Source organism: Arthrobacter sp. B2a2-09, assembly GCF_027587375.1.
Classification (GTDB): domain Bacteria; phylum Actinomycetota; class Actinomycetes; order Actinomycetales; family Micrococcaceae; genus Arthrobacter.
Genome location: NZ_JAMXIC010000008.1, coordinates 39,794 through 57,329, shown reverse-complemented (window position 1 = coordinate 57,329; position 17,536 = coordinate 39,794). Strand labels below are relative to the sequence as shown.

At 61.0% G+C, this 17,536-nt stretch carries 16 protein-coding genes; 9 read left to right on the top strand and 7 right to left on the bottom strand.

The genetic code is table 11. The annotated features are described in order from the left end of the window. The first annotated feature begins 282 nt into the window (after nt 1–282). The 5 genes from NFJ07_RS11035 (at nt 283) to NFJ07_RS11015 (ending at nt 5,834) form a co-directional block, all read left to right on the top strand. Nucleotides 283–1,725, top strand: coding sequence for a sugar transferase (locus NFJ07_RS11035; protein ID WP_269994330.1), 1,443 nt, complete (start codon nt 283–285; stop codon nt 1,723–1,725). Between the two features lie 134 nt (nt 1,726–1,859). Further along, the gene (locus NFJ07_RS11030; RefSeq protein ID WP_269994329.1) at nt 1,860–3,650 is read left to right on the top strand and encodes a DUF4012 domain-containing protein; all 1,791 of its coding nucleotides are present in this window, start codon (nt 1,860–1,862) and stop codon (nt 3,648–3,650) included. 185 nt (nt 3,651–3,835) lie between these two features. Further along, entirely contained in the window at nt 3,836–4,456 is a 621-nt protein-coding gene (locus tag NFJ07_RS11025; RefSeq protein ID WP_269994328.1) for an LPXTG cell wall anchor domain-containing protein, read from the top strand. 242 nt (nt 4,457–4,698) lie between these two features. Next, complete coding sequence (locus NFJ07_RS11020; RefSeq protein ID WP_442865340.1) at nt 4,699–5,151, top strand: VanZ family protein; 453 nt, start codon at nt 4,699–4,701, stop codon at nt 5,149–5,151. Between the two features lie 80 nt (nt 5,152–5,231). Further along, nucleotides 5,232–5,834 carry an arsenate reductase/protein-tyrosine-phosphatase family protein gene (locus NFJ07_RS11015; protein ID WP_269994327.1) on the top strand — a complete coding sequence of 201 codons (603 nt, stop codon included), beginning with the start codon at nt 5,232–5,234 and terminating at the stop codon, nt 5,832–5,834. On the opposite strand, the gene galU is transcribed toward NFJ07_RS11015, so the two are convergent. After that, entirely contained in the window at nt 5,831–6,721 is an 891-nt protein-coding gene (galU, locus tag NFJ07_RS11010; RefSeq protein ID WP_269994326.1) for a UTP--glucose-1-phosphate uridylyltransferase GalU, read from the bottom strand. The two genes, NFJ07_RS11015 and galU, sit on opposite strands and share 4 nt — an antisense overlap. Nucleotides 6,722–6,810: 89 nt before the next feature. Further along, a complete protein-coding gene (locus tag NFJ07_RS11005; RefSeq protein WP_269994325.1) occupies nt 6,811–7,638 on the bottom strand; it encodes a class I SAM-dependent methyltransferase in 828 nt (275 codons plus the stop codon). 146 nt (nt 7,639–7,784) lie between these two features. Here NFJ07_RS11005 and NFJ07_RS11000 point away from each other — a divergent pair, with 146 nt between their 5' ends. Continuing rightward, nucleotides 7,785–8,690, top strand: coding sequence for a hypothetical protein (locus NFJ07_RS11000; RefSeq protein WP_269994324.1), 906 nt, complete (start codon nt 7,785–7,787; stop codon nt 8,688–8,690). A gap of 34 nt (nt 8,691–8,724) precedes the next feature. Here the strand turns inward: NFJ07_RS11000 and NFJ07_RS10995 are convergent, their stop codons facing one another. Next, nucleotides 8,725–9,003: a hypothetical protein gene (locus tag NFJ07_RS10995; protein ID WP_269994323.1), complete on the bottom strand. Its 279-nt coding sequence runs from the start codon at nt 9,001–9,003 to the stop codon at nt 8,725–8,727. A gap of 597 nt (nt 9,004–9,600) precedes the next feature. Between NFJ07_RS10995 and NFJ07_RS10990 the strand changes: the two genes are divergently transcribed. Both NFJ07_RS10990 and NFJ07_RS10985 read left to right on the top strand, forming a co-directional pair. Further along, nucleotides 9,601–10,629: an NAD(P)-dependent alcohol dehydrogenase gene (locus NFJ07_RS10990; RefSeq protein WP_269994322.1), complete on the top strand. Its 1,029-nt coding sequence runs from the start codon at nt 9,601–9,603 to the stop codon at nt 10,627–10,629. A 34-nt stretch (nt 10,630–10,663) separates the two neighbouring features. Beyond that, nucleotides 10,664–11,194: a YbhB/YbcL family Raf kinase inhibitor-like protein gene (locus NFJ07_RS10985; RefSeq protein ID WP_269994320.1), complete on the top strand. Its 531-nt coding sequence runs from the start codon at nt 10,664–10,666 to the stop codon at nt 11,192–11,194. A 137-nt stretch (nt 11,195–11,331) separates the two neighbouring features. On the opposite strand, the gene NFJ07_RS10980 is transcribed toward NFJ07_RS10985, so the two are convergent. The 4 genes from NFJ07_RS10980 to NFJ07_RS10965 all read right to left on the bottom strand — a co-directional run bounded on the left by NFJ07_RS10980 (nt 11,332) and on the right by NFJ07_RS10965 (nt 16,344). Next, the gene (locus NFJ07_RS10980; RefSeq protein WP_269994318.1) at nt 11,332–12,132 is read right to left on the bottom strand and encodes an IclR family transcriptional regulator; all 801 of its coding nucleotides are present in this window, start codon (nt 12,130–12,132) and stop codon (nt 11,332–11,334) included. A 70-nt stretch (nt 12,133–12,202) separates the two neighbouring features. Beyond that, the gene (locus NFJ07_RS10975; protein ID WP_269994316.1) at nt 12,203–12,742 is read right to left on the bottom strand and encodes a hypothetical protein; all 540 of its coding nucleotides are present in this window, start codon (nt 12,740–12,742) and stop codon (nt 12,203–12,205) included. Continuing rightward, nucleotides 12,742–14,709, bottom strand: coding sequence for a primary-amine oxidase (locus NFJ07_RS10970; RefSeq protein ID WP_269994314.1), 1,968 nt, complete (start codon nt 14,707–14,709; stop codon nt 12,742–12,744). Before NFJ07_RS10970 ends, NFJ07_RS10975 begins: the two co-directional genes overlap by 1 nt. A 3-nt stretch (nt 14,710–14,712) precedes the next feature. Continuing rightward, on the bottom strand, nt 14,713–16,344 hold the full coding sequence (locus tag NFJ07_RS10965; protein ID WP_269994313.1) for an APC family permease: 1,632 nt from the start codon (nt 16,342–16,344) through the stop codon (nt 14,713–14,715). Nucleotides 16,345–16,770: 426 nt separating this feature from the next. Between NFJ07_RS10965 and fabG the strand changes: the two genes are divergently transcribed. After that, on the top strand, nt 16,771–17,526 hold the full coding sequence (gene fabG / locus NFJ07_RS10960) for a 3-oxoacyl-ACP reductase FabG (RefSeq protein WP_269994312.1): 756 nt from the start codon (nt 16,771–16,773) through the stop codon (nt 17,524–17,526). Nucleotides 17,527–17,536 lie beyond the last annotated feature (10 nt).

Genomic DNA, 17,536 nt, shown 5'->3' with positions numbered 1-17,536 from the left:
GCCCCCATTGATGGCTTACCGATAGGCTGCGCCTAGTACAGCCAGAGATTATCATCCACTGCGGGACGCTTCCGTTTCGGGTCGTACTGCTACGACCATAGTTTCTCGGTCGCAACCAGGTCCAGTGCAACGAAGAGTTCTTGCCACGTGTGACGTTGACAAGCCTGGCGCCAACCAAATTCGGTCAAATTATTCCTGATGGCCCGCCGCTAAATGTATGGTTGGCAAGGGCTCCTCCGACGACTCGGACAGCACCACGATTTGGGGGATGGGGGATGGGGGATGAACTCAGTGGAAACTAGAGCTGATTGGCGAGTGCGAACTTCACGCACGCTTAGGATCGTAGATGCTTTGGTCATCGTATGGGCTGTCGTCGGCGCGTATATCATCCGATTCGGCTTGGATTCGAGTTCGGCGGGAACTGGAGATTATAGCTATCTCCTTCTTTCGGTGTTTCTGACGGTTGCATGGTGGCTGATGCTGGAGGCTTGGAGCACGCGGCAGAGCCGAATACTGGGCTCCGGTCCAGATGAGTACAAACGAGTGGCTGCCGCGTCGCTTTGGCTCTTCGGACTCATCGCAATGATTTCCTACGTATTTCGACTCGAAACGGCTCGCGGTTACGTGGGGATTGCCCTGCCCGCGGGCCTGATTGGATTGCTCCTAGGCCGTTGGCTCTTACGGCAGCATCTCGGCGTACACAGGCAAAAAGGAAGACGAATGTCTCGGCTTCTGTTGCTCGGCGGACCGAGTGCCGTTGCCCATCTTGCCGAAACCCTAGCGCGCGAAAAGCATGCGGGATATCAGCCGATCGCCGTCTACATACCAGGCTCCCACGATCATTACCCTGAACTAGATGGAATCAGTTTGCCGGTACTTGGCAATGAACCTGATACGAACTCCATTTTGGATGCGATCAACCGCTGCAGTGCCGACGCAATCGCTGTCTCTGCAGGCGTGCAGCTTCATCCTCAAACGATTCGCCACCTGGGGTGGGAGCTGGCCAATCGAAACATAGGTCTCATCATGGCACCGGCACTCACAGATATTGCGGGACCACGCATCCACACTCAGCAAGTTGCAGGGCTGCCGCTCATACACGTGACCACGCCCACCCTTGAAGCCGGTCAACGGGTAGCCAAGCGCCTCTTCGACGTCGCCGTTTCAGCCACACTGCTGCTCTTGGCTTCCCCTCTGATGGCTCTCTTGGCCGTTCTCGTGAAAATCGATAGCCCCGGTCCGGTCCTTTTCCAACAGGAACGAGTGGGGATCGAAGGCACTCGTTTCAAGATGCTTAAGTTCCGCTCAATGGTGGTAGACGCTGAATCAAAGTTGGCCGAACTCATCGAAAGGAATGAGGGTAACGGCGTACTCTTCAAGATCCGGAACGATCCTCGGATCACCCGCATCGGCGGTTTTCTACGCAGATACAGCTTGGACGAACTCCCTCAGTTATTCAATGTTCTTGCGGGTTCAATGAGTTTGGTTGGCCCGAGACCACCTCTGCCGCGCGAGGTCGAGGCATACCAATTGGAAGTGCGCCGGCGTCTCTTGGTAAAGCCGGGATTGACCGGACTTTGGCAAGTCAGCGGACGGTCTAATCTCTCATGGCAGGACTCGGTCCGATTGGATCTCTACTATGTGGAAAACTGGTCATTGGCCGGCGACCTTGTCATCCTTCTTCGTACCGCTCGCGCGGTCTTCGGCAGCAACGGTGCCTACTAGATGGGGAACAATTCCATGCCTTCGAACCGGGCTAATCACTCATGACCGACACCCGACAATACAAATCGGTCCCGGACGAAACCGAGCGCCCGGCCCCGCGGAAAACCGGAAGGGGCAAACGCCCACGTCGTCTATTGACGGCAGGAATTTGCCTCGCGACCCTTCTGGTGATCGCTGCAGCCGCCATTCTATGGCTAGGCGCGAAGGCCTCCACGATCAAGGCAGAACTCGAAGCCTCAACACAATTGGTACCCAGGCTCAAGGCGAGCATCCTCGAGAACCGTCCGGCAGATGCCACGGCTGTTGCCGACGAGCTTCGGCGCCACACCGCGACCGCCCGCGACGCCGCCTCCGATCCGCTCTGGTCCTTAGCCTCGGCCACCCCATGGCTCGGCGCGAATTTCTCTGCCACTGCCGAAATAGCCCGTTCCGCTGACGACGTCGCCACACTGGGCGTCACTCCCCTTGTGAAGGTCTACGATTCCCTGAAATGGGACAAGCTGATTCCGAGCGCTGGCGGCACTGACCTAGAACCGATCCGCAAGGCCGCCCCTGCAGTTTCCTCCGCTGCTCAAGCCGTGCGCGCCTCTGCGCAGCGCCTGAACAGTATCGACGCCACCGGGCTGCTCCCCCAAATCGCAGGGCCCCTGACGCAGGCCAGACAACAACTGAGCTCGGTTGTGGACGAGTTAGACACGGCGGCCGACGCGGCAGGCCTAGCTCCGACCATGTTGGGCTCTGACAAGCCGCGGCAATACCTGCTGCTCGTCCAGAACAACGCCGAGGCCCGGGCCACGGGCGGGATCCCAGGTGCATTAGTGGTGCTCACGGCAGACAAAGGGAAACTTAGCCTTTCGGCCGAGACCAGCGCCACCGAGCTTGGTGTGTTCAATCCTCCAGTATCCGTGGATCCCGAGCAGCAACGCATCTACACCGACCGCTTGGGCACCTTCATGCAGGACGTCAACTTCACCCCAGATTTTCCTACTGCTGCCACCACTGCGTTGAAGATGTGGGAACAGAAAAAGGGAGAAACGCTGGACGGAGCAATTTCGATTGATCCTGTGGCTCTGGGCTACATCCTGGACGCCACAGGGCCCGTCAGCCTCCAGGACCCCCAGATGCTTGCCCTGACTGAGGGGAAACTTCCGAACCAGCTTTCCGGCAAGAACGTGGTAAAAACCCTGCTCTCCGACGTTTACGCCCAAATCAAGGATCCAAAGGCGCAGGACGCCTACTTTGCGATGGTGGCCAAGGAAATCTTTGGCGCCCTCTCTTCCGGCAAAGGCGAGGCGAAGAACCTGCTTGCCGGAGTCGGGAAAGGCGTAGAAGAGCACCGGATTCTGCTCTGGTCAGCGAATACGACAGAACAGTCCGTTATCGCGAAGTACACGCTCAGCGGCTCCATTTCAGGCCCCAGCGTGCCGGCGGCCCAATTCGGCGCCTATTTCAATGACGGCACCGGCGCGAAAATGGACTACTACGTAAAACGCACCGTTCAGCTCATCCAGCAGTGCACGGCTGCCGATGGTTACGAGACTGTTAAGGTTCGAATCACCAGCACCAACACCGCGCCTACCGATGCGGCAACTTCATTGCCGACATATGTTACTGGCGGTGGAGCCTACGGAGTGCCGCCCGGAACGGCCCAAAGCAACGTGATCGCCTATGGGCCCGCCCAATCGCTCGTTGAAACTGCCAGCCAGGATGGGAACCGGGTCCCTTTCGGCGCGCAGCGCCACGACGACCGGCCAGTTGGCACACTCTCCGTCCGGTTGGCCCCCGGCCAGAGCAGCACCGTGGAATTCACTTTCGGGAAAATCGTCCAGCACAGCCAGCCCGAAGTGGTGGTGACTCCTACCGTCCAATCCGTGGACAACGTAATACTCCCGACTCAATCGGAAAGCTGTGGAGCCGCAAGATAGACGGGGTGTTAACCCTTTGTAACGTGTTTGGATTTACTTTGCTGTAAGCACCCTTAGGATGATAGCTTCTCTGTTGGGTGGGTCTCAGATTTCAGTTCACGTGTTCGTGGTGGATGAAATCACGTCATCACAATGAATTACGTATCAGGTCTCAAGTACGTACCAAGGTCTCAGGGGGACAAAAATTGAAGAAATCACTTGCGGTGCTCGCACTTGCCAGCACCATCGCTCTTGCCGCTTCCGCTCCAGCAATGGCCGTCGATTACCCGGCACCGGTCCCGGGCACTGTTTCTAGCGCGACAGTAACTGTAGGCGGAACTGTTGTATTCTCCGGGGGCGGCTTCACGCCGGGCGAAACCATCATCATCACGATCACCTTTACTTCCGCTCCTCAGGGCGCGGCAGCACCCGGCACCAGTGGCGGTCTCGCCTTGGCCGTTCCCGGCGCCCTTCACCTGGCACCTACTACGGTGAGTGCTGTTGCCAACAGCTCCGGCGCTTTCTCTAGCAATGTGTCTCTGACTGCGGCAGGTACTTACCAGCTGACGGCCGTCGGCGCAACGTCCGGTCACACCGTCACGTCAACTGTCGTTGCTGCCGGCGTCAGCGCCGCGAGCGGCAGCGGCTTGGCGAACACCGGCGGTACCGGCCTGGCCGACACCGGCGGTACCGGCCTCGCCAACACCGGCGTTGACTCCAGCCTGATCCTTTGGGGTCTGGTTGGCGCTGGCGCACTCGTAGCTGGCACCGCCTCCGTTGTGGTAGCCCGCCGCCGCGCAAAGAACGAAACCGTAACCGCGGCCTAACGCAAAACTAAAGGAGGGGTTGTTTCCGGTGATCCGGAAACAACCCCTCCTTGTTTGCGCGTACGGTAATTTATGAACATGGGGAGACATTGGCGACGCCGCAAGAGGCTGAGCTTCAGAGTGGAGTTGCCTGCTATTCCACGAATTCCAGCCGTCCCGAGGCGGGCCTGGCCGATCATATTTCTGATCCTGCTTGCCGTGGCTTCTTTCGGCGTAGCTGCTTTCGCCCTGATGCGGCACTCGTGAAATCGGGCTCTTTCCAGAAATCGCATGCCCGCATTGGACTACTCCGCTGTACTCTTTTGGGCTATTTCGTAGTACTGGCATTCATCGCTTTTTGGCCGACCCCAGTGGACAAGCCCGCAGCAGGCGACCTCTCAGTCCTCTTGGATTTACTGCACCGAAACGGCATACCCGTATGGATCAACTACGGATTCGTCGAGGCCTCGGCCAACGTACTCCTCTTTGCACCCGCAGGGCTTCTTCTTGCATTCACGCTTCGGCGCCAGCGATGGTGGAAGCTCCTGGCGCTCGGCGCGGCGGTATCAGGCACGGTAGAGCTCGGCCAGTTGCTGTTCCTGCCAAATCGGTTTTCAAGCCCGCAGGACATCCTCATGAACACCCTTGGAGTCGGCCTCGGACTGCTGCTTGCATCACTCTTGAAACGGTTCCCGCTGAGCACCGCCGGGTCCTGAATAAGCCCCGATGTCTGGCATGTTAAGTTGTAAAAAACAGGTGTCACGCGCGCCTGCCAGCTAGTGAAAGAGCTACACCTTTGGAATCGCCCCGCCCCATTCGGATATTGACCGTTTGCACCGGCAACATCTGCCGCTCCCCCGTAGCCGAACGTTTGCTTCAGGCAGGCCTGGACCAGGTCCTCCCGGGCGGCTTCGAAGTCCGTAGTGCCGGCACCCGCGCCATGGTGGGTGAGCCCATTCAGCCGCTGTCTGCCGACATCATCCAAACGTACGGCGGCACACCCAACGACTTCGCCGCTCGGCAGCTCACCCAAAAAATCCTTAGAGAAGCGGACCTGGTGCTCACCATGGCATCCCACCACCGCGGGGAAGTTCTGCAGATGGATGCCTCCCTGCTCAAGCGGACCTTTACCATCCGCGAGTTCGCGCGGATGGTGACAGCCCTTGAAGAACGAGGCGACGCATCGCCGTCGGGCTCTGACTACAGCCAACTATGGCGAGAACTGCCGGCGCGGGCATCGTCCGTGCGCCACCTCGTCCTCGCGGCAGAATCCTCGGACAACGACATCGCGGACCCTTACAAACAGGGCGCCGAAGCCTACCTTCGGATGGAAGACGAGCTGGCTCCCGCCATCCTCAGAATTCTGCGCTACGCCCGGCTAAGCATGCAGCCGTCCTAGCCGAGGAATTCCTTCATCCAGGTTTTGAGGTCTTCACCGAACTCGGCCCGCTCGGACGCCAGGGTAATGACGGCCTTCAAGTAGCTGAGCTTGTCCCCGGTATCGTAGCGACGTCCGCGGAAGACGACCCCGTAAACACCCGTGCCTTCGCTTTCGCCCTTTGCAAGGGTCTGAAGGGCGTCGGTCAGCTGGATCTCGCCGCCGCGCCCGGGCCCGGTCTCTTCGAGGACATCGAACACGGCCGGGTGCAGGACATAGCGTCCAATGACAGCCAAGTTTGATGGCGCTTCGTCTACGGAAGGCTTCTCCACAAGACTGTTGACCCGGACGTAATCCTCCCCCGCGATGGGTGTAATGTCAGCGCAGCCATACGCGCTGATCTGCGACGGGTCCACTTCGATGAGAGCAATAACCGAGCCGCCGGTCTTCGCTTGGACGTCGATCATGGTTGACAGGAGCTGATCGTTCTCGTCAATCAGGTCATCACCCAAAAGCACGGCAAATGGTTCATCACCGACGTGCTGCTTGGCGCACAGCACGGCATGGCCCAAGCCCTTCGGTTCGCCCTGCCGCACATAGTGGATAGGCCCGAGCCCGGAGGCATGCTGCACTGCGTCCAAACGGGCTTCGTCGCCCTTCAGCTCCAAAGTGCGTTCGAGATCAGGTGCACGGTCGAAATGGTCTTCGAGAGCGCGCTTGTTACGACCTGTGATCATCAGTACGTCGCTGAGGCCCGCCTTCACGGCCTCCTCAACCACATATTGGATGGCCGGTTGATCCACTACCGGCAACATTTCCTTCGGCATCGCCTTGGTGGCCGGCAAAAAGCGCGTGCCCAATCCGGCGGCCGGAATAACTGCTTTACGAACTAATCTCCCCATAGACATAGGCAAATCCTACGAATGGATTTTCAAAAGCGCGAATCCCGAGGGCAAGATTGCGACGTGTCGGACCTAGAAGTCGTGCCGCCGCGTCCTCAAAGCGTGGCCGTCAACAGGTAGGTGCGGAGATTGGTTTGCTGTCCGGCGTCTCTTGCACCGGGGACCTGGGCTAGTCGACCAAAGTTTGCTGCGGGCTGTCCAGGCTGGACCACCGTCGACTCGCTCCAGCCGCCGGCCCGAAAAAGCGTCTCAGGGGAATCCGTACAGAAGGGCAGCGGCCGGCCGGCGCTCCTGCGCGCGGCCACCAGCGGAGCCATGCCTTCCAATGCCAACAGGCCGGTGCCAAAGAGATCCGCCAGGAAAGTGGACCCTCCGGCGGACAAAGCTGCCGTGTCGCAGACCAGGGACTCGGCGTCGGCCTCAGCCAAGTAGAAGAAGAGTCCCTCGGCAACCCAGATCGTTGGTGTGCGTCTGTCAAAGCCTGCATCGAGAAGGGCCTGGGACCAAGGTCCGGACAGGTCGGCGTGGACGCACCTTCGTTCACACCGGGCCGGTGTGGTGCGGAGGATGGCTTCCTTCTCTGTGAACGCCTCGGCGTAGTCAATCTCGAACACGGTGCAGGAGCCCGGGAACGGCAGCCGAAAGGCCCTCGTATCCAGGCCTGCGCCAAGCAGGACGATCTGGGAGTGCTTCTGGGCGGCTCCGAGAATGCGATCGTCAAAATATCGTGTCCGGACCGGCAGGAACGGATTGTAGTCCGCGGCTTCCAAGGTGGCTTTGCCGCTTTCTCCCGCCAGAAGCTCGGCCCACGGATCGTTGAATAACCGGTCGGGGCGGGCAGTCTCAAGCGCTCTCGCGGCGGCAATCCAACGGCCCGTGCCTACAACGGCTGCCTGTGCCGGCGGGTCATGAGGTGGGGTCATCCCTCCAGACTACTGATGCTTAGAGCAGCCCCGTTCCTACGTACCCGTGAGTGGAAATCGTTTAGGGTAATTCTTGCGTCCTCCAATTACCGGCGACGCAAGGGGGGCGCCGCCAAGCTATTGAATGATGTGGGGAGAGTGCCAAAATGGGGTTTTTTACTAAGAAGGATCAAGAGCGCGACGGGGAATTTCCCCAATTGACGCTGAAACAGGGCGTAAAAATGCGCCAGCTCTGTGAGGACGCGTTCGTCAAACTGGGCATTGCCGTCGAAGTACTTCCGGACCGGGTCCTTGTTGTTGACAGCACCCGAGGCTATGGGCTCGAGACCGTTGCCCGAATGACTGCAGAAGCGCCTGAGCGGGAGTGGAAGAACGCCATCGCCGAGTATTTTGCCCGCCTGGTGGCAGAAGGCGAGCGGGTCGATATTGACGAGTTGCCGGTTGAGCAGCTTCTGGAACGGACGCGGGCAAAGATCATTGATCCGGCGACCATCACCCAGGAACACGCAGAGGCGCATTTCAATTACACCCAGTGGGTGGCGCGGCTACCCCTGCTGATGGCATTCGACGGAGAAGAACGCATCACCTATCTGAGGGATGAGCACGTCAATCGCATAGGGCACGAACAGGCCTGGGACGCTGCACGGAAGAACCTGATCATCGAAGGCTGTGGAACCCCGGAGCAAGCCACGTCCGAGGACGGCGGCTCCGTGTTCGCCATCATGTCCGAGTCCAACTTCCAGGCAACCTGGCTCGCCTACCCCGAGGAACTCCTTGACGCGCTGGGATTCAAAGCCCGGCCCTTGGGCATTTTCATGACCGTCCCAGCGGCGACGGCACTGAACCTGCACGTCGTGAACGAAGGCACCAGCTTTGCGGACCTCACGTTCATGGCCAAGTTGACGGCGGCCCAGCATGAAAGAATGCCACATCCGCTCAGCCCGCACATCTACTGGTGGAACGGAAGCTACGTACAGCCAATCACGGACGTCGTGGACGGCGGACTGGCGATGGAGCTGCCCGAGGAACTTGGAATGCTCCTCACCCGATAGGACGCCTAGGTTCTAACTCGACGTTAGTGCGTGGTCAGCTCCACCGTTTCGGCACGCTTTCAGTGCGTGTACTTGATGTCCTGCCGTTGACCAGCTGTAAGTGGGTTGGGCTGATCCAGGCTTCGTAGCCGTCAGCTTTGGAATACGAGGACCGGCTTCTTATGAAGTCCCCCGAGATCCACAGCATTGACGAGTCGGGCATGACGGCATCGACGTATCCTTGAGCGATGGACTTGCTGTCCTTGCGAATCTCGATGATTCCGCCCACCAGGGCGGACCAGTCGTCATAGGGGTAGGAGCTTGAGCGGTCCATGCTCCCTCCTTTCTGGGGCAGGGAGCACGCATGCCGGGCGTCCTCGGAGAGGCCGGCTGCATTCCCCTTTAGATGCACGCTAATACAGGGCGAAGGAACGGTTTGTCTTGCCGGAGGTGTCGCCTCGGGCTGAAGCGCCACCGGTGACCAGTGCGACTTTGTTGTCAAACCGACGCATTCCTGCCCTCCACACTCTTTCCCGACCATCAGGCCGCCAGCGGTCATTGTGCTTTCCCGCAGAACGTATCAATGGCCGGGAACGCTCGTCCAAGAGCTCTATCGGATTCCGAGATCGGCGATGGCCTGGTGGCTTCGCATTCTCGGACCGGGGAGGGCTCGAAGGATCCTCTGCAGTGCCCGAAAGCCACTGAAGGACGGTTTCTGTTGAAACCCGAAACGGGTGATGACCGACCTGCCTCGCAGGAAGTATCGGGCGGATTCGGGACGGCTCCCGGGATCCAAGCCCCATCCGCGGGTGGGAACTCTTGATTATCAATATTCGAGAGAGAGCATTCCGGTGGAGTTCCTGAATCCGCGATTCTGGGGTTTGTCGCATCGGGGATTCGTCTGATGCACGACCTTTTGAGGAGGAGCCACGTGAAAGCCCTGAGACTCCATGCATACGGGGAACACCCCACGCTGGACGAAGTAGACGAGCCGAAGATTACCGGCCCGTGGGATGTGATTGTCGACGTCGGCGCGGCAGGCCTGTGCCGCACCGACCTGCACATCATCGAGGGCCAGTGGTCCGGCATCCAGAACCCCCACCTTCCCTACACCCTGGGCCACGAAAACGCGGGCTGGGTAAGGGCGGTGGGCAGCGCCGTCCAAAACGTCGCACCCGGTGACGCCGTGATCATGCACCCGCTCACCAGCTGCGGCCTCTGCCCGGCATGCCGGGTCGGGCAGGACTCGCATTGTGAAAACGCAACGTTCCCCGGCGTCAGTGCCGACGGCGGCATGGCCGAGCAGTTGCTCACCAATGCCCGCGCCGTGGTCAAGCTCGACGCCGGCCTGGAGCCGCGCCACGTGGCGGCCCTCGCCGACGCCGGCCTCACGGCCTACCACGCCGTTCGCAAGGCCTCTGAACTTTTGCATCCGGGCACGCACGCCGTGGTCATCGGCGCCGGCGGGCTCGGCCACATCGGCGTCCAAAGCCTGGCCGCCATCACCTCGGCGGAAATCACGGTGGTTGACCGGTCCGAGGAAGCCTTGGAGCTGGCGTCAAAGCTCGGTGCCCACCACACGGTGCTGGCAACTGACGACGCCAGCGTGCAGAGGCAGGTCCTTGACATCACCTGCGGAGGGGCCCACGTGCTCTTCGATTTCGTCGGCGAGAGCGGCGCCGAACTGCTGGCCCCCAAACTGCTGCGCAACCGGGGATCCCACTACGTCATCGGGTACGGCGGCGCGGTCAACGTCCCGACCATTGCCATAATTTCCCGCGAAATCAACATCGTCGGAAACCTTGTCGGAACCTACAACGACCTGGTCGAACTGATGACCCTCACCGGCCAGGGACGCATGACCCTGCACACCGCGCAGTACCCGCTGGACGCTGCCTTGGACGCGATCGCCGATCTCGAACACGGACGCATCCGCGGACGCGGCATTCTCGTTCCCTGACCAATAAATCCAACAACCTGTTTAGGAGCTAAACATGTCAACAACCCCGTACGACCAGATCGCGGCTGTACCCGCATTCTCTGTTACCAGCACTGACGTCAAGGACGGCGAGGTTCTGCCCACACCGCAGGTCAGCGGCATATTCGGCGCAGGAGGATCCGACATCTCGCCGCAGCTGTCCTGGTCAGGTTTCCCCGCCGGCACCAAGAGCTTCGCCGTGACGGTGTACGACCCGACCGCACCCACCGGCAGCGGATTCTGGCACTGGGCCGTGGCCAACATTCCCGCGTCCGTGACGGAGCTTCGTAGCGGTGCCGGCGACGGTGAGGCCTCTTCCCTGCCCGAGGAAGCCCTCCAGCTCAACAACGACGCCAGCCTCAAGCGCTACCTGGGTGCCGCCCCGCCCGCGGGAAGCGGCAAGCACAACTACTTCATCGCCGTCCACGCTCTCGACGTCGAAAAGCTCGACCTCCCGGAGAATGCAACCCCCGCGTTCCTGGGCTTCAACCTCTCTGGCCACACCCTGGCCCGCGCGGTCATCACCCCTTGGTGGGAAGCCAAGTAATAAGACAACGGCGGGGTGGCCGGACATATCCGGCCACCCCGCCGTTTTTTGCATACGCCTGCATGTGAAAAGCCACCGACAATCTTGTCGGTGGCTTTTCACATGGCCGGGACTTTCCAGGCCCCCTGACCCGGCGGTCAGCGGGCGGCACCGGTGCGGAAGTATTTGCTGACCATGTTGGCGGTTTCCCTCAAGGAAATCTCGACCTGGCGTTCGCGCCCTTTCATGAAGTCGGTGTCGGCGCTGACTGCCACGGATCCGACCACCATTCCCGCGCCGTTGCGCACTCCGACGGCCGCGCACGTTTTGCCGGGCACGAATTCCTCGTGTTCCCACGCGATGCCATCGAGCATCACCGAGTCCAGATGCGCGGACAGCTCTTGCATATCTGTGATGGTGGCCTCCTGCAGGGGCCTGGTCCCGTGGACGGCCAGATACTGGTCCCGCTGCGGTTCGTTCATTCCGGCGAGCATGATCTTGCCGAAGGCTGTGGCGTGGGCGGCCTCATGGAAACCAAAACTGAGCGGCTGCAACCGGGGATGCTCGGGGGAATCAACAATATAGGCGACCACGACGTCGGCGCCGCGGTACACGGCGAAGTAGGCGGCCATGGCCACTCGTTGGTGCAGATCGACGATGGCCCCCTTAACTGCGGAAGGAACACCGATCTGGCGGTGCAACGACACCGCCAGCTGGTGGGGTTTATAGCCAAGCTCGAAACGGCTCTTGTCCTTCAGATGGACCAGATACCCGGCCTGAACCAAAGCCTTGGCCAATCGATAGACGCTGGGCACGGGGTAGCCCAGGCTGTCCGAGACCTCTTTCGCCGTCGCCCCTCCTCGCTCTGCCACGAATTCAAGCACGGCAAACGTCTTTTCCAGGGGCGATGATTTTTCATCCAGTTCCTCCGGACGCTCGGTCAACGATTGCAGTGTCACAAAGCACCACTTTCCACTAGTTGTCGTCAAACTAATTATGCGTGCCGGGGACCCGGGTACCGGCCCGGTGTCACATGGCCATGACGCCCATCGCCAGGATCATGCAGCCCGAGCACACCGCATGGGGAAATATTCCTCGAGTACGCAAGCGGATGGCAGGCACGGCCACAACGGCCGCGCACACCATCCAGCCCAACAGGACGAGCACACTCATCAACCCACCCCCGGCCATATGCGACATGTGGCCGGACATTCCTGCCATCGGTACGGCGGAGGCCTGCGGTTGGCCGGCCCCGTGGACGGGCATCAAGAACAGTGCCAGGGCCATGAATCCGGTATCGACCACCGCCAAGCCGGCCGCCGTCTTGTGCAACCCGGTCAGCTGGCGCCGGGTTTTCACCCGTTGCCAGAGAAGGGCACCCGCCACCGCAGGCAGAAGTGCCAACGTCACGGCGGCGGCCGCGACGTTTGAAAAATCTGGGAGCAGCAGCACCGCGAGCATGATTGCACCGATCACCACCGCCGTGGTGGCCGGCGTCCGGGAGCAGCCGGGTCGAACGACGGCTGCGGCCATACCCACGATGGTGAGTATGGCCGCAGCGGCTGTCATTAGTGGCATGAATGTCCGTCGCCCTCGGGGGCGTCTTCCGTCCGGCAATGCGAGGCGGACGCCGGAACATCGAGCGTGGGGTTCCGGTCGAAGAATCCGTGGGGCTTCAGCGTGAACTTCGCGTAGTCCACCGGCATGACCGGCCAGTCTTCCGGCCGGGGGAAATGCGTCGGGCCGAAGGTGTGCCACAGGACAACGTCCTCATTTTCCAGGGACCGGTTCGCCTTCTGGAACTCCGGAATGCCTCCTCCGCCGCTGTGCTGGTTCGGGAAGTCGCCGGCCGAGTAGCGTTCCGCCGGATCGTACTGTGTGACCCAGAGCTGCTTTGTGGTGAATCCGGCCCGCTTGGTTACCGATGCCGTCTCATCGGCGAGCAATACCGGGTTCTGCTCGGGGAACAGCACGTAGGACACCGGCTCGCCAAAACGGTTGAGGCTTTCCGGGTTAGTGATGTGCCAGGTGCGGCCGACACTGGCGTCGGCCATGCGGCCGCCCTCGGATTCGCTCTTGATGGTGGTGACGGTATTGGTGAAGGCGTTGCCGTGTTCGTTGCCGGGACCTACCGGCACGCGCTTGACTTCCACTTCCTGGACCGTGTTTTTGGTGCCGTCCACCATCATGTCCAACCGTGCCGAGAACAGGTGCTGGTGGTACGGGGCGCCCAGGCCCGGAGCCACCTCGTTGGCGTAGGGGTAGCCCTTGCCCCGGTAGGAGGACGTGAACAGGATGCCGGTCAGCTTCGACTCGCACTCGATGGTGCCGTCGAGGTACAGGTACCAGAAGAAGCCGTAGTCATAGTTGCCCACGGTGGTGAAGAAGGAGATGACCAGACGGCGTTGTCGGCGGGTCTCGTTGGACCCGGTCACGAAGTCCGAGTGCTTCCAGAGGATCCCGTAGTCTTCCTCGTGCATGCAGATGGCGTTCTTGATGGTCTTGGGGCGGCCCTGTTCGTCCATGATGACGCCGTCGAAGTACTTGATCTCACCAACGCAGTCGCAGCCGAGCTCAAGGCTGTTCGTGTAGCGGGCAAACATGTATTCGCCGGTGTCGAAGTAGTTCTGCCAGAACCTGACCGGGCTGGGATCGGCGTAGGGCACGACCATTTCCGCGATCGAGGCGCGGTAGATGATGGGGCGTTCCCGCTCCTGGTCCTTGAAGGAGAGTTGGCGGAGGATCAGTCCCTCGCGGGCGTCAAAGCCGATGCGGAACTTCCAGTTTTCCCAGGTGACGACTTCGCCGTCTACCTGGTAGGAGGGGCCCTCGGGTTGGGTGATCTCCAACGGCTTCAGACTGGTGCGCTCGGGGCCGCGGAAGTCCGGGTCGTCGTAGTTTCCCGCCTCGGCCGGGACAGGAAGGTCCATGAAGTCAACGAGTTTGATGACGCGGCCTTCGGTCATGTCCACGTACGCGCAGAGACCGTCGACCGGGTGGGCCCAGCAGGCGTCCTTGGGGTGGTCCTGCATGAAGAACAGGGACCGGGCGATGCGGTGGTTGATTTCGTCCTCAAAGCCGTAGTGTCCGGCAGAGAGCGGAATGGAGATGACCTTCGCGGGATCGATGCCGCGGCGTTTGATGGCCTCCTGGAATCCGGGATCGGCCTGGATGATCGGACCGATGAGCTCAAATTCCTCATCCAGGATGGCGACCTGGCCTGCCTCCGGGGCGATGTCGCTGACCGAGACGACGGCCGATCCGCTGATGTCGACGACGACATCCCGGGAAGTGCCGTCGGCCAGGTCGATGAGGATGACTCGGGCCCAGCGCCGGACCGCGTCACCGGGCCGGAAGGCCAGGACCTCGTCTTTGTGGGGCTCTTCGAGTCCGGCGTGGACGAACCGCGTCGAGTCTTTGAGCAGGCCGGCCCCGGCAATGATGGTGCGCAGGGATTCCATCTCCTGGACCGTGAGGTTGCCCAGTGGGTGGTCGACAGCAGTTAGGGTTTCGCTTTCGGATACATGCGTGGACATGTCTTAGCTCTTTTCCAGTAGTAGGGGGTGTTCGGAGTACACGTGTGGCAAATCCTCATCGGTCTCCTCGAGCGTGACGCGGCCGACCTGGGCATAGATTGCGGGCCTCTTGGCGCGCAACCAGAACCCCAGAACCAGTCCCGCGAGGACAAACGCGCCGATGACGTAGGGGATGGCAATAAAGACGGGATCCCCTACCGCGGTACCGGCGGCGAAGGCGGCGTTCTCCATCAGCAAGTAGCACACGTACACCATTCCCGCTCCGCCAAGGCCAGGTGCCACGAAGGTTTTGAACCAGTGGGCGGTCTCTGGGTGTTCCTTGCGTCCGTGGAAGTAGCCGATGACGGCAAAGGCTGCCATCGCTTGGACGATGAGAATGGCGCCGGTGCCCAGAATCGCCATCAGGGTGTATAGGCCCGTGTAGGGGTCGCGGCCGGTAAAGAAGAAGAACAGGACGATCGCGGTGGCGAGGCCGCTCTGGAGGAAACCGGCAATGTGTGGTGAGCCGTGGCGCGGGTGGGTGCGTCCGATGGTTTCCGCCAACCCTGGGAGGTGTCCTTCGCGGCCGATGGCGTAGATGTAGCGGGCGGCACAGTTATGGAAGGCCATGCCGCAGGCGAAGGATCCGGAGAGCAACAGGATCTGGAACATGGTCACAGCCCAGTGGCCGATGTTGTGCTCGACCGGTCCGAAGAACACCCAGGGCGCCGTTGCACTGTCCTGGGCCAGGGCGATGGCGTTAGTGGGACCGGTCCCGACGATGGCGAGCCAGGAAACGAGAACATAGAAGATGCCGATGCCCAGGACGGAGGTCATGATGGCGATGGGGATGATCTTTTTCGGGTTCTTGGACTCCTCGCCGTACATTGCGGTCGATTCAAACCCGACCCAGGACCAGAACGCGAAGAACAGTCCGATGCCTGCCGTTCCGGCAGCCGCAACGGTAGTGCCGGTCATCGGGTTGGTGAAGGACCCGGCCACGCTCTTGAACGCGCTTAGCGGATTCAGTGATTCCCAGGACCAGCCTTCCGGCCCTCCTCCATGAAGCACGACGGTCACGGCGAGCAGGGCCAGCATGAAGACCTCGGCGACGAGGAACACGCCCAGAATCTTGGCCGCCAGGCTGAGGTCGTAATAGGTCAGGATCGCGTTGACCACCAGCATGCCGACGGAAAAGAACACCCAGCTCACATCGACGTGGAACAGGTCCAATACCAGTGACTGGCCGAAATATCCGAAGATGCCGACCAGGGCAGCCTCGAAAACAATGTACGCAAGGGACGTGAGCAGTCCGCCGACCAGACCGGGAATCCGGCCCAGGCCTTGGGAGACGAACCCGTAAAACGCGCCCGTGGACGTGATGTGCTTGGCCATGGACGCGTAGCCGATGGCAAAAAGGCCGAGAACGATGGTGGCTACGAGGTAGCCGGCCGGGGCTCCGGCGCCGTTGCCGAATCCGATAGCGATCGGAACGTTTCCAACCATGGCGGTAATGGGGGCGGCCGTTGCCACCGAGAGGAAGAGAACACCGATCAGGCCGATCGAGTTGGCCTTGAGCCTGTGCACCTGGCGGCCAGGCGTGTTGCCGTGGCCATCGCCACCCGTCGCGGGTGCCGGTGTGCTGTCTGAAGACATAGCATCTCCTGTGCTAATGGGGAGGGACGAAGGTCCCGAACTGTGCTTGACGAATGTGATGCCAGCTACATTCAAAGATAAGAGTCACACCGTTAGCCGAGATGAGGTGTTCTCAAAAATTGAGAAAGCACCCCGGCTTTACTGATGTTCCGCCACCCGGCTTGTGTGGCGCAAGCCGCCATCCGGTCACATTTTGACCGCGGGGTCCCGGCGGATGGGTGGGGCGGTCACTCACTGGCATCCGCGGTTTGCCTGACCCGGGCTTGGCACCGCCGGGTTTGTGGCCCGGCCAGCAGAACCGGCCCCGATGTCCTTTTGAATCTCAGATACCGATAAAGGGGATTCTTAGCTATTTGACGCTGCGATAGGTTCATCGGCATCGGCGTCGTCCGGATGCGGCGCCGCACACGAAGCAAAGGGGTGAAGGTGTTTTCTCTCAAAGATCAGGTAGCCGTGGTGACCGGAGCGGCCTCGGGAATCGGACGAGGCATCGCTGAAGTCCTCCATGGCGCCGGAGCACAGGTCGTCATTGCCGACATCGATGTCGAGCGCGGCAGGGCCACGGCGGACGAACTCGGTGCCGTGTTCAGCCAGGTAGATGTCACCAGTCGAAATGCCTGTGAGGAGATGGTGACTGGAATTGTCGACCGTTTCGGCCGGCTGGATGTGATGTGCTCCAACACCGGGATCTTTCCCCAGGCAGCGCTGGATACCATGACGGACGAGCAATGGGACCGCACGCTCGAGGTCAATCTCAAGGGAACGTTCTTGATCGTCCAGGCCGCCCTGCGTCCGATGCGAAAGCAGAAATACGGGCGGATCGTCATCACATCATCGATCACTGGTTCCGTCACAGGCTTCCCCGGCTGGTCCCACTACGGGGCGAGCAAGGCCGGGCAGCAGGGATTCATGCGCAGCGCAGCGCTCGAGTGCGCGCGAGACGGCGTGACAATCAATGCCGTACTCCCGGGTAACGTGCTGACCGATGGCCTTAAGGCCCAGGGGGACACCTACCTGCGAAACATGGCCGCCGGCGTGCCAATGAACGCCCTGGGACAACCACGCGACATAGGCCACGCCGCCTGTTTCCTGGCATCGCCGGAGGCACGGTACATTACTGGCCAGACACTGATCGTCGACGGCGGCCAGATCCTCCCCGAATCAGTCGAAGCCCTCGCATAAGCGCACTCCA